Annotated in this window: 2 protein-coding genes; both read left to right on the top strand. The window is 71.1% G+C overall.

Annotated elements, in window-relative coordinates:
* The first annotated feature begins 4 nt into the window (after positions 1 to 4).
* A complete protein-coding gene (locus tag VZL07_RS29285) occupies positions 5 to 12,397 on the top strand; it encodes an amino acid adenylation domain-containing protein (protein ID WP_426751162.1) in 12,393 nt (4,130 codons plus the stop codon).
* Positions 12,394 to 14,016 (top strand): cyclic peptide export ABC transporter, encoded by a 1,623-nt coding sequence (locus tag VZL07_RS29280; protein ID WP_426751161.1) that lies wholly within the window; start codon positions 12,394 to 12,396, stop codon positions 14,014 to 14,016. The genes VZL07_RS29285 and VZL07_RS29280 overlap by 4 nt, the downstream gene beginning before the upstream one ends.
* The last annotated feature ends 27 nt before the right edge of the window (positions 14,017 to 14,043 follow it).

Genomic DNA, 14,043 nt, shown 5'->3' with positions numbered 1-14,043 from the left:
GGACATGAGTGACCTCGACCAGCGCATCGCCAGCCTTCCTCCCGAGAAGCGCGAGCTGCTGCTGCGCAAGCTCGCGGAGCAGAAGGCCGCCAAGGCCGCGCCTCCGGCCACCGCGATGGTGGCGCCGCCGCGCGACCCGAGCCACCCCGCCCCGCTCTCCTTCGCCCAGCAGCGCCTGTGGTTCCTGGAGCGGCTGCAGCCCGGCACGGCGCTGTACAACAACCCCGCGGCCTTCCGGATGAAGGGACGTGTGGATGTCGCGGCGCTCGAACGTGCCCTCACCCTGCTGGTGCAGCGGCACGAGTCACTCCGGACCGTGTTCACCGAGCGCGAGGGGCAGCCCCTCCAGGTCATCCTCCCGTCACTGAAGCTCGAGGTCGCCCGGGAGGACGTGTCGGGCCTCCCGGAGGCGGAGCGCGACGCGGCGGCGCTCGAGCTGGCATGGCGAGAAGCACAGCGGCCGTTCGACCTGGAGAAGGGGCCACTGCTTCGTGTGGGGCTGGTGCGGCTGGCGGAGCAGGAGCACCTGCTGCTGCTGACGATGCACCACATCATCTCCGACGGCTGGTCGCTGGAGGTCCTCATCCGGGAAGCGGTGGCGCTCTACACCGCGCAGCGGACGGGGGCGCCGCTCGCGCTTCCGCCCCTGCCGCTCCAGTACGCGGACTTCGCCGCCTGGCAGCGCAACTGGCTGCGCGGCGACGTGCTGCGCACGCAGCTCGACTACTGGAAGGCGCGCCTCGCGGGCACGCTGCCCGTCCTGGAGCTGCCCACGGACCACCCGCGCCCGGCCACCTTCACCCAGCGGGGCGCCACGCACACCTTCCTGCTCCCCGCCGACCTGCAGCGGCGGCTGGAGGCCCTGTGCGCGCAGGAGGGCGTGACGCTCTTCATGGCGCTGCTGGCGGTGTTCAAGCTGCTGCTCTCCCGCCACGCCGCCCAGGAGGACGTGCTGGTGGGGACGCCCATCGCGGGCCGGAACCGACGTGAGACGGAAGGCCTGATTGGCTTCTTCATCAACACGCTGGTGCTCCGCACGGACCTCTCGGGCGACCCGCCCCTGCGCGAGCTGCTGCGCCGCGTGCGCGAGGTGTGCCTGGGCGCTTATGCCCACCAGGACCTCCCCTTCGAGACGCTGGTGGAGGCGCTCCAGCCGGAGCGGCACCTGGGCCGCACGCCGCTCTTCCAGGTGATGTTCAACCTCCAGAACACCACCCGCGCGCGGGAGCCCGAGGGCCTCGCGGGGCTGACGCTCACCCCGCTGGACCTGCACTCCGGCACGTCGATGTTCGACCTGAGCCTGTCGCTGGCCCCGCACGAACACGGGCTGATGGGTCTCTTCGAGTACAGCACCGAGCTGTTCGACACGGCCACCGTCGCCCGGCTTGGCGACCACTACCTCGCGCTGGTGAAGGCGCTGGTGGAGGACGCCACCCAGCGCGCATCGTCGGTGACGCTGATGGACGGCCAGGAGCGCCAGCAGGTCCTCCAGGCGTGGAGCAACGCGGGTGCCCGTCCGCATCCCGACGCCTGCCTCCATGCGCTCTTCGAGGCTCAGGTGGCTCGCACACCGGATGCGGTGGCGGCCGTCTTCGAGCAGCAGTCCCTCACGTACCGGGAGCTGGACGCACGCGCCAATCAACTGGCGCACCACCTGCGGGAGCTGGGCGTGGGGCCCGACGCATGCGTGGGCCTGTGCGTCGAACACTCGTTGGAGCGCATCATCGGCGTGCTCGGCATCCTCAAGGCCGGGGGCGCCTACGTCCCCATGGACCCCGCGCTTCCCCGCGAGCGGCTCGCGCTGCTGCTGGAGGACAGCGCCGCGCCAGTGCTTCTGACGCAGCAGCGGCTGCGGCCCGCGTTGCCCCAGCACGGCGCACAGGTCCGCTGCCTCGATACGGACTGGGAGCACATCGCCCGCGCGCCCGCGACGCCGCCGCCGCCCACCTCGGGCCCTGGCAACGTGGCGTACGTCATCTACACCTCCGGCTCCACGGGCCGCCCCAAGGGCGTGCTCATCGAGCACCGCGCCGCGTGCAATCTGGTGACCTCGGAGGTGGCCGCCTACGGGCTCGGTCCCGGCAGCCGGATGCTCCAGTTCGCCAACATCAGCTTCGACATCTCCGTCGAGGAGATCTTCACCACCCTGGCCGCGGGCGCCACGCTGCACCTCGCGCCCGCGGAGGCGATGGCGCCGGGCCAGCCGCTCCAGCAGTTGTTGCGCCAGGCCGACATCACCGTGGTCAGCCTGACACCGGCAGTGCTCGCGGCGACGCCGTGCGACGCGCTCCCCGCGCTGCGCACGGTCATCTCCGGCGGCGAGGCCTGCTCGGCGGAGCTGGTGGCACGCTGGGGTGAAGGACGGCGCTTCTTCAACACCTACGGCCCCACGGAGGGCACGGTGGTGGCCACGCTGACCGAGTGCGTGGCAGACGGGCACACGCCGCCCATCGGCAAGCCCCTGGAGCACGTGGAGGTCTACGTCCTCGACGCCCGGATGAACCCGGTGCCCCGGGGCGTCAAGGGCGAGCTGTACCTGGGCGGCGCCGGGCTGGCCCGCGGCTACCTGCGGCAGCCAGCGCTCACGGCCGAGCGCTTCGTCCCGCATCCCTTCGCCTCGCGGCCCGGCGAGCGGCTCTACCGCACCGGAGACGTGGTGCGATTCCGCGCCGACGGCCAGCTCGTCTACGTGGGCCGCGCGGATGAGCAGGTCAAGGTGCGAGGCTTCCGCATCGAGCCGGGCGAGGTAGAGGCCGCCCTGCGCCGCCAGCCCGAGGTCGCTGCCGCCGCGGTCATCGCACGAGAGGACATCCCCGGAGACAAGCGGCTGGTGGCCTACCTCGTGGCGGCGCCCGGCGCGGCGCTGGACACCGCGGACCTGCGGCGTGCGCTCAAGGCGGACCTGCCCGACTACATGGTGCCGTCTGCGTTCGTCACGCTGGAGTCCCTGCCGCTGACGCCCAACGGCAAGCTGGACCGCCGCGCACTCCCCGCCCCCGCTCAGAACGAGGCGCGCGAGCGCGAGTACGTCGCCCCGCGCACCGACGTCCAGCGGCAGCTCGCGGCCGTGTGGGCCGAGCTGCTGCACGTGGAGCGCGTGGGCCTCCACGACGACTTCTTCGAGCTGGGTGGACACTCGCTGCTCACCACCCAGGTCCTCTCGCGCATCCGCAAGGTGTTCAACGTCGAGCTCCCGCTCCGGGAGCTGTTCGACGCGCCCACCGTGGCGGGGTTGTCCGCGCTGGTGGAGTCCGCCATCGCCCGGGGACAGGGCGTGGAGCGCCCGCCCATGGAGCGCGCATCGCGAGAGGGCCGGCTCGTCCCCTCCTTCGCCCAGCAGCGGCTGTTGTTCCTGGACCAGCTCCAGGAAGGCAGCCCGCTCTACAACATCCCCGCGGTGGTGATGCTGGAGGGGGCGCTGGATGATGTCGCGCTGGAGCGGGCCCTGGCGGAGGTGCTCCGCCGGCATGAGGTGCTGCGCACCACCTTCCACGTGGACGATGAAGGCCCGTTGCTGCGCATCGCTCCGGAGGCGCCCCCGGCGCTGAAGCGCGTGGACCTGAGCGCCCTGCCCACCGAGCAACGCCTGGCCGAGGCCCTGCGCCTGGCCACCGAGGAAGCCCAGCACCCCTTCGCGCTGGACACGGGCCCGCTCCAGCGAGCGCTGCTGATGCGGGTGTCCTCGCGCGAGCACGTGCTGGCGCTGACCATGCACCACATCGTCTCCGACGGTTGGTCCATGGGGCTGCTGGTCCGGGAGGTAGCGGCGCTGTACGCCGCCTTCCACGCGGGCCGGGCCTCTCCGCTTCCGGAGCTGAAGCTCCAGTACACCGACTTCGCGGCGTGGCAGCGAGGCTGGCTGCGAGGCCCGGCGCTCGAGACACAGGTCAACTGGTGGCGCCAGCAGCTCGCCGGAGCGTCGGACGCGCTGGAGCTGCCCACCGACAGGCCGCGCCCCGCCACCCAGAGCTTCCGGGGCGCCACCGTTCCCGTGCGAATGCCGGAGGCCCTGGCCGAGTCCGTGCGCGCGCTGTGCCAGCGCGAGGGCGTCACGCCCTTCATGCTGCTGCTCGCCGCCTTCCAGGTGCTGCTGTACCGCTACTCCGGACAGGAGGACCTCAACGTCGGCACGCCCATCGCAGGCCGCAACACGGCGGAGACCGAGGACCTCATCGGCATGTTCGTCAACTCCCTGGTGCTCCGCGCGCGCCTGGGAAGAGCCCCGTCCTTCCGCGATTTCCTCGCGCAGGTCCGAGAGACGACGCTGGGCGCCTATGCACACCAGGACCTGCCCTTCGAGCGGCTCGTGGAGGCCGTCCAGCCCGGACGCGACCTGAGCCGCTCACCGCTGTTCCAGGTGATGTTCGTCCACGACCAGGAGACCCCGGGGACGCTGGCACTCCCGGACCTCACGCTCCGTCCGCTGGACGTGGAGCAGCGCACCGCCAAGTTCGACCTCACGCTGTTCCTGTCCATGACGTCCGGCGGGCTCACGGGCGCGTTCGAGTACAACACCGACCTCTTCGACGCCGGAACGATGCGCCGCATGGCGGGGCACCTGGAGCACCTGCTGCGCGCCGCCATGGCCCAGCCCGCGGTGTCCGTCGCCCACCTGTCGCTGCTTCCGGAGGACGAGGCGCGCACGCTGCTGCGTGAGTGGAACGCCACGCACGCGGACGTCCCGGCGCACGCCACGGTGCACGAGTTCTTCCAGCAGCAGGCCGCGCGCACGCCCGAGGCCCCGGCGGTGCGCATGGGTGACACCTGCCTCACCTTCGGAGCGCTGGACGCGCGGTCCAACCAGCTCGCGCATCACCTGCGGCGACTGGGCGTGGGCCCTGGCACCTGCGTGGGCCTGTGCTTCCATCGCGGTCCCGACATGGTCGTGGCCCTGTGGGCGGTGCTGAAGGCCGGTGGGGCCTACGTGCCCATCGATTCGGCCTGGCCCACCTCGCGCGTGGCCTTCCTGCTGGAGGACACGGGCGTTCCAGTGGTGCTGACGGAGGACGCGCTGGCGGCGCGGCTGCCGGTGTCCTCGCAGCACGTGCTCCGGCTGGATGCCGAGTGGGCGCGGACAGCGGGCCGCGAGCCCACGACGCCGGTCGCCCCGCTGGCCACCGAGGACGACCTCGCCTACCTCATCTACACATCGGGAAGCACCGGGCGCCCCAAGGGCGTCATGGTGCAGCACCGCGGGGTGGTGAACTACCTGACCTGGGCAATCGAGGCCTACGGCCTCGCCGGCTGCGAAGGCTCGCTGGTCCACTCGCCGCTGTCCTTCGACCTGACGGTCACCAGCCTCATCGCGCCGCTGGTCGCGGGCCGCCCCGTGGTGCTGGTCCCCGAGGAAGCAGGCGTGGAGGGCCTGGGCGAAGCACTGCGCACGGGCCCGGGCGCCAGCCTGGTGAAGCTCACGCCCACGCACTTGCGGCTGCTGGAGCAGCAGCTTGCCCCCGAGCCCGAGCAGGCCGCTGGCCGCGCGAGCACCTTCGTCATTGGCGGCGAAGCCCTAGCCGCCGAGTCGGTGGCCTTCTGGCGCACCCACGCGCCGGGTACGAAGCTGGTCAACGAGTACGGCCCCACCGAGACGGTGGTGGGCTGCTGCGTCCACACGGTGAGCGCCTTGGACCCGGGGCACGGCCCGGTGTCCATTGGCCGCCCCATCGCCAACACGCGCCTCTACGTCCTGGACGCGCACCAGCGGCCGGTGCCCGTCGGCGTGCCCGGCGAGCTGTACATCGGCGGGCGCGGAGTGGCCCGGGGCTACTGGCGGCGACCGGAGCTGACGGCGGAGCGCTTCATCCCCGATGCCTTCGGAGACGAGCCCGGCGCACGGCTGTACCGCACTGGCGACCGCGTGCGCTGGCAGGCGGACGGCCGGCTCGAGTACCTGGGCCGGACGGACTTCCAGGTGAAGCTGCGCGGCTTCCGCATCGAGCTGGGCGAAATCGAAGCCGCCCTGCGCACGCACGCCGCCGTGCACGACGTCGTGGTGACGCTGCGCGAGGACACGCCGGGACGCTCGCGGCTGGTGGCCTACGTCGTCCCCGCGCCGGAGCAGCGGTTGGAAATGGCGGAGCTGCGCGAGCTCGCGACGAAGCGCCTTCCGGAGTACATGGTGCCCGCCGCCTTCGTGGCGCTGGAGGCCCTGCCTCTCTCCGCCAACGGCAAGGTGGACCGCAAGGCCCTGCCAGCTCCGGAGCCGCGGGTGGGCGCGGAGTCCGTCACGGCGCCGCGTACGCCCGTGGAGCAGGCCCTGGTCACCATCTGGTCCTCGGTCCTGCGCCGCGACGACATCGGCATCCACCACAACTTCTTCGAGCTGGGCGGCGACTCCATCATCAGCATGCAGGTGAGCAGCCGCGCGCGGCAGGCCGGCCTGCGGCTGACGCCGAAGCAGATCTTCCGGCACCAGACCATCGCCGAGCTGGCCACGGTGGTGACCACCAGCCAGGCCCGCCAGGACGAGCAAGGCCTCGTCACGGGCAGTGTCCCACTCACCCCCATCCAGCAATGGCTGTTCGCGCAGGACCTGCCGCGACCGGGCCACTACAACCAGTCGTTGCTGCTGGAGCCACGCGAGGCCCTCGACGCCACACGGCTGGAGCAGGCGCTCGGGAGCGTGTTGCACCACCACGACGCGCTCCGGCACCGCTTCACCCGGACGCAGGAGGGCTGGAGCCAGCACGGCGCCGGTGCGGAAGCCACGCTGCCCCTGAGCGTGGTCGACCTCGCCCACTTCCCCGAACACGAACAGTCCGCGGCCCTGGAACGGCACGCCACCGAGCTGCAGCGCGGGCTGGACCTGGAGCATGGGCCGCTGGCACAGGCCGCCCTGTTCGAGCGGGGCGCGGGACGTGCCCAGCGGCTGCTGCTGGTCATCCACCATCTCGTGGTCGATGCGGTGTCCTGGCGCTTCCTCCTGGAGGACCTGGAGCGGGCCTACCAGCAGCTCGGCCGTGGCGAGGCCGTCGCCCTCCCGCCGAAGACGACGTCCTTCAAGACGTGGGCGGAGCGGCTCCAGGCCCATGCCCAGTCGGAGGCGCTATCGCGCGAAGCGCCCTTCTGGCACGCCACCGCTCACCGCGGCATTCGTCCGCTGCCCGTGGACCTGCCGGGGGCCAACACGCTCGTGTCCGCCCGCACCGTGACGGTGGCCCTGGACGCAGAGGAGACGCGCACGCTCCTCCAGGAGGTGCTCGCCGCCTTCCACGTGCAGATGGACGACGTCCTGCTCTCCGCGCTCGCCCAGGCCTTCGCGGGGTGGACGGGGCAGTCGAAGCTCCTCGTCGACCGCGAGGGCCACGGCCGTGAAGACCTCTTCGAGGACGTGGACCTCTCCCGCACCGTGGGCTGGTTCACCGCCATGTCGCCCGTGCTGCTGGAGGCGAGCACCAACCTGCCCCCCACCACGGCCCTGCACCGGGCGCGCAAGGCGCTGCGCTCCGTCCCTGGCCGCGGCCTGGGCCACGGACTCTTGAAGTACCTCCGGCAGGACGCCCAGACGCGGCTGCCAAAGGAAGCCCCCCAGGCCCAGGTCCTCTTCAACTACCTCGGACAGTTGGACGCGCTGGCCGCGGAGTCCTCGCTCTTCACGGTGGTCTCCGAGCCCAGCGGCCCCGCGCAGAGCGAAGAGGGGCCGCGCACGCACCTGCTGGAAATCAATGGCGGCGTGTTCCAGGGACGGCTGGAGCTGTCGTGGACCTACAGCGAGAACGTCCACGCCCGCGCCACCATCGAGTCACTCGCCCAGGCGTACCTGGAGGCACTACGGGCGCTGCTGGCCGAGCACCGCGCCCTCCGCACGGCATCCGTCCCCCACCTGGACCTGTCCTTGGCGGAGCTGGACCGTCGCACGCTGGAGCACGTGCTGGCGCAGGTTCCGGAGCTGGAGGACCTCTACCCGCTCTCTCCCGTGCAGGAGGGCATGCTCTTCCACGCGCGGCTCAGCCCACACTCCGGCATCTACTTCGAGCAGCTCGTGTGGACGTTCCGCGGGCACGTGGACATGGCCGCGTTCCGCCGAGCCTGGGAGGCGCTGGTGGCGCGCAACGCCATCCTGCGCACGTCCTTCCTCTGGGATGGCATGCCCGAGCCGCTCCAGGTGGTGCGCTCGAAGGTGGCGCTGGACTGGACGGAGCACGACTGGCGAGGCCTGACGTCCACCGAGCAGCAGTCGCGCGAGGAAGCGCTCCTGCGTGATGACCGCGCCCGGGGCTTCGACCTGATTCGCGCCCCCGCCATGCGCTGGGTGATGATGCGCACGGGAGACAGTGAGTGGCGCTGCGCCTGGAGCTACCACCACCTGCTCCTGGACGGTTGGAGCGTCGGCCTGCTCTTCGAGCAACTGTTCGCGCTCTACGAGTCCTTCGAGCAGGGGCAGACGCCTCCGCGCGAGGTGACGCCCGAGTACCGGGGCTACATCGCCTGGTTGAAGCAGCAGGACCTGGGCGAGGCCGAGGCCTGGTGGCGCAAGACGCTTGCCGGCTTCCAGGCGCCCACGCCGCTGCCTGAACCGGACCTTGCGGCCCGCCACGCGGGCGCGAAGCCGGGCGTGAAGGAGCTCAAGCTGCGTATCTCCGACGAGATGACGGCGGCGTTGCAGGCCTTCGCGCGGCGGCACCACGTCACGCTGAACACCCTGGCCCAGGCCACATGGGGCCTCGTGCTCGGCCGCCATGGCCGCGTGGATGACGTGGTGTTCGGCGCCACCGTCGCCGGCCGGCCCCCCTCCCTCGCCGGTGTCGAGGACATGGTGGGCATGTTCATCAACACGCTGCCCGTGCGCGTGCGGCTGCCCGCTGGGGAGTCCCTGCTGCCGTGGCTCCGGCAGCTCCAGGAGCAGCAGCTCGAGCTGCGTCAGTTCGAGCACAGCCCGCTGGTGCAGGTACAGGGCTGGAGCCAGGTGCCACGTGGCACGCCGCTCTTCGAGAGCATCCTCGTCTTCGAGAACTACCCGGTGGCCACCGAGGTCAAGGCCCAGGCCCAGCGGCTGCAGATGGATGACGTCGAGCTGCTCGACCGGAACAACTACCCGCTCACCGCCTGCGTCATGCCCCAGGATGCCACGGTGCTGATGGTGTCCTACGACACGGAGCGCTTCAGCGACGCCAGCGCCCGGCTCCTGCTCGACCAGTGGCACACCGCCCTGGCCCAGGTGCTCGCGACGCCCGACGCCCTGCTGTCGGAGGTGACGCTGCTGGCCGCGGATGAGCGCCAGCGCGTGCTGGTGGACTGGAACGACTCGCACGTCTCCTTCGTCGAGGACACCTGCGCCCACCACCTCTTCGAGGCCCAGGTGGCTCGCACGCCGGATGCAACCGCGCTCGAGTTCGAGGGCGAGGCGCTCACCTACCGCGAGCTGAACGCCCGCGCCAACCAGCTCGCCCACCACCTGCAACTCACGGGCGTGGGACCGGATACACCGGTGGGCCTGTGCTGCACGCGCTCGCCCGAGCTGGTCATCGGCATGCTCGGCATCCTCAAGGCCGGCGGCGCCTTCGTGCCCATCGACCCGTCGTACCCGCAGGACCGCATCGCGTACATCCTGCGGGATGCCGCGGTGCCCATCCTCGTCACCCTGTCGGACATCGCCGACGAGCTGCCGTCGCAGGGTGAGCAGCTGGTGTGCCTCGACGACGACTGGCGGGTCATCTCACGCCAGCCGACGCACGCACCGGAAGCGCGGACGCTGCCCGACAACCTCGCCTACGTCATCTACACCTCCGGCTCCACCGGCAGGCCCAAGGGCACCCTCCTCCACCACCGCGGCCTCTCCAACACCGCCCAGGCCGCCGTCCTCCGCCACCACTTCTCTCCCGCCTCCCGCGTCCTCCAGTTCGCCTCTCCTTCCTTCGACGCCTCCGTCTGCGAAGTCTTCGCCTCCCTCCTCGCCGGCGCCTGCCTCGTCCTCGCTCCCACCGACGCCCTCCTCCCGGGGCCTCCCCTCCAGTCCTTCCTCTCCTCCCACTCCATCTCCGCCGCCACCCTCACCCCCTCCGTCCTCGCTCTCCTCCAGCCCGACTCCCTCCCCTCCCTTCGCACCCTCATCTGCGCTGGCGAGGCCTCCTCTCAAGAGCTCGTCCGTCGCTGGGCCTCTCACGGTCGCACCCTCCTCAACGCCTACGGCCCCACAGAGGCCTCCGTCTGCGCCTCCATCAACCCTCACCTCTCCCCCGACTCCCTCCACATCGGCTCTCCCTGGCCCAACACCCACCTCTTCGTCCTCGACTCCTCCCTCAACCCTCTCCCCGTCGGCGCTCCGGGCGAGCTCTTCATCTCTGGCCTCGGCCTCGCTCGCGGCTACCTCTCCCAGCCTGCCCTCACCGCTGAGCGCTTCCTCCCCAACCCCTTCTCCTCCTCCCCAGGCGCTCGCCTCTACCGCACCGGCGACCTCGTCCGCTGGCTCCCCGACGGCAACCTCCAGTTCCTCGGCCGCCTCGATGACCAGGTCAAACTCCGCGGCATCCGCATCGAGCTGGCTGAAATCGAGGCCTCTCTCCGCCTCCACCCCCTCGTCTCCGACGCGCTCCTCCTGCTCCGCGAGGACGCACCCGGCGACAAGCGCCTCGTCGCCTACTTCACCTCCGACTCACCACCGTCCCACGCCGACCTCCGCTCCTTCCTCGAGCAGCGCCTGCCCTCCTTCATGCTCCCCGCTGCCTTCCTCCACCTGCCCTCCTTCCCGCTCCTCCCCAGCGGAAAGGTCGACAGGCGCGCACTCCCAGCGCCGGAGCAGACGGGCCAGGAGGACAGCTACGTCGCGCCTCGCACGCCGACGGAAGAGCTGCTGACAGGCCTGTGGGCCACCATGCTCGGCAAGGAGCGCGTGGGCGTGAGCGACGACTTCTTCGAGCTGGGAGGTCACTCCCTGCTGGCCGCGCAGCTCCTCACGCGCATCCGGGCCACCTTCGACGTGGAGCTCTCGCTCACCGACTTCCTCGCGGCGCCCACCATCGCGGAGCTGGCGCAGAAGCTCGCGCCGGCAACCACCGCGCGAGGCGCCCAGCTCCCGCCTGTCGAGCCCGGCGAGCCCGCGGAGCAACTGCCCCTGTCCCTGGCGCAGCAGACCTACTGGTCACCCGAGCGCGGCGGCCCCACGAGCCCGCTCAACTCGGTGCCCATGGCGTTCGCGGTGGAGGGCGAGCTGGATGCCGAGGCGCTCGCCCAGGCCTTGTCGGAGCTCGTACGCCGGCACGAAATCCTCCGCACCACCTTCCCCACCGTGGACGGGACGCCGGTGCAGCGCATCGCGCCCGCGAGCGGCCTCCCACTGGAGCACATCGGCCTGGAGCATCTCCCCGAGCCCGAGCGAGAAGCCGCCGCCCGCATCCGCCTGCGAGAAGAAGCCTGGAAGCCCTTCGACGTGGAGCGCGGCCCGCTGATGCGCGCCTCGTTGCTGCGCCTCTCCCGCGAGCGGCACCTGCTGCTGCTCACGCTCCACCACGCCCTCACCGACATGGTCACCGCGGGGGTGCTGATGTCCGAGCTGGCCGCGCTCTACGGCGCGTTCCAGGACGGTCTGGCCTCTCCCCTGCCGGAGCCGGTGTTGCAGTACCGCGACTTCACGCGCTGGCAGCTCGCCACGATGCAGGGCGAGGCGCTGGAGACACTGCGGACCTGGTGGGCGCAGAAGCTGGAGTCGCCACTGCCACTTCCCGCGTTGCCTCCCGAGCCGGCCACCGGCGATGCCCCGTGCGACGCCAGCGTGCTTCCCTTCACCCTGTCACCGGGCCTCTCCGAGCTGCTCGTCACACTGAGCCGCGAAGAAGGCGTCACGCCCTTCATGCTCATGCTGGCGGCCTTCCAGGTGCTCCTGGCCCGGGCCTCCTCGCGCGACGAGGCGATGGTGATGTTCGCCCACGCCCACCGGCCCCGTCCGGAGCTGGAGCGAATCCCCGGCATGTTCGCCAGCATGCTCGTGGTCCGCACGCCGCTCGCGGGCAACCCGCGCTTCCGCGACGTCCTTCGCCGCGTGCGCACCCGCTACCTGGAGGCGTTCGCGCATCCGGGGCTGCCACACGTGGAGCTGATGCGGCTGCTGGGAGCGACCGCCACCGAGCCGCCCCCGGCGCTGCCCGCGGGCTTCTCCTTCGCCGTGCAGGACGAGCCCACGGCGGCGGCGATGCTGCCGGGGCTCTCGCTGCACCCCATTCCCCTGGAGCTGGACGCCACCGTGGGCGACGTATCCCTGTCGGTGGTGCAAGGCCGGGAGGGCTTCAGCGGACACTTCGAGTACCGCACGCGGAGGTATCGTCCCGAGGCGATGCAGGCGCTGCGAGTCGCCTTCGAGGCGCTGCTGGAACAGGTGGCCGCCGAGCCGGACGCGACGCTGGAGTCGTTGGAAGGGCCTGATGGAGCGCTCGCGCGGGCGTGGACGAACAGGGGTGCCGCTTGAATCTGCTGCGGATGTTGTTGAGGTCGTCGAGGGTGTCGCTGGTGCTGGCCGTGCTGAGCGGCCTGGCATCGGGCGCGAGCAGCGCGGGCCTGCTGGCGTTGACGGGCGCCGCGCTGGTCGGCAAGGCGGAGGGCATGGGCGGCTTCTTCGCCGTGCTGTGCGCCGTCACCCTGCTGTCACGCTATGCCTCACACGCGGTGCTCAACAGCATGCACCACGGGCTCGTCTATCAGATGCGGACCGAGCTGGGCCGGCAGATCCTCGCCACGCCGCTGCGGCGGCTGGAGGAGCTGGGCGGGCACCGGCTGCTCGCGGCGCTCACCGGTGACATCTCCTTCGTCGGCGCGGGCCTGATGCTGCTGCCCCAGCTCATCATCCACCTGGCCATCCTGCTCGGCTGCCTGGGCTACATGGCCTGGCTGTCCAGGCCCCTGCTGTTCGCCACGCTGGGCTTCATGGTGGTGGGGCTGGCGACGTACATGATTCCCGCCCGGCAGTCGCTGAAGCTGATGCGCACCGCGCGCGAGCTCTATGACCGGCTGCTCCGTCACTTCGACACGCTGTCGTCGGGGACGAAGGAGCTGAAGATGCACCGGCAGCGCCGGCTGGCCTTCCTGGAGGAGGACCTGGTGGGCACCGCCTCCTCGCTGCGGCGGGTGGACGCGCTCAGCGGCAACATCGACGCGGCCAACTCCAGCTGGGGCATGCTGCTGTTCTTCGCCATCATCGGGCTCTTGCTGTTCGTGATGCCGACGTTCGGCGGCATCGACGCGGCGACGCTGACGGGCTTCAGCCTGACCATCCTCTACATGCAGCAGCCCCTGGACTCCGTGCTCAACAGCTTCCACGGCGTGGGCCAGGCCACCGTTGCCCTGGCGAAGCTGGACGCGCTGGGCCTGCGACAGGAGACGCCCGCGTTGCAGGGCCCCCTGGAGGCCCCCAGGTCCTTCTCACGCCTGGAGCTGCGCGGCGTGACGCACTCGTATCACCGGGACCACGAGGACGGCCGCTTCCAGCTCGGCCCCATCCACCTCACGCTCAGCCCCGGCGAGCTGGTGTTCCTGGTGGGTGGGAACGGCAGCGGGAAGACGACTTTGGCCAAGCTGCTCATCGGCCTCTACACCCCGGAGTCGGGCGAGGTCGTCCTGGACGGCAAGCCCATCACCGACGAGCGCGACTGGGAGCGCTACCGCCAGCTCTTCTCCAGCGTGTTCGTCGACTTCTATCTCTTCGACCGGATGCTGGGCCTGGAGCGGCAGGACCTGGCCGAGCAGGCCGGGAAGTACCTGGAGCGCCTCCAGCTCACGCACAAGGTCCGCATCGACAATGGCGTGCTCTCCACGACCTCGCTGTCACAGGGCCAGCGCAAGCGGCTGGCCTTGCTGACGGCATACCTGGAGGACCGCCCCTTCTACCTCTTCGACGAGTGGGCCGCGGACCAGGACCCCATCTTCAAGGCGCTCTTCTACGAGCAGCTCCTCCCCGACCTGAAGCAGCGGGGAAAGGCGGTGCTGGTCATCTCGCACGACGACCGCTACTTCCACCTCGCGGACCGGCTGCTGCGCCTGGACTACGGTCAGCTCCGGGAGCCGGAGGCGTTGCGCCAGCACGGCTCCTGAGCCGGCCGCATCCCCCGCGGGCTTCGC

Origin of the sequence: Pseudomyxococcus flavus, assembly GCF_050038885.1 — a bacterium.
Lineage (GTDB): Bacteria > Myxococcota > Myxococcia > Myxococcales > Myxococcaceae > Myxococcus > Myxococcus flavus.
This window is presented reverse-complemented; position numbering and strand designations above follow the sequence as displayed.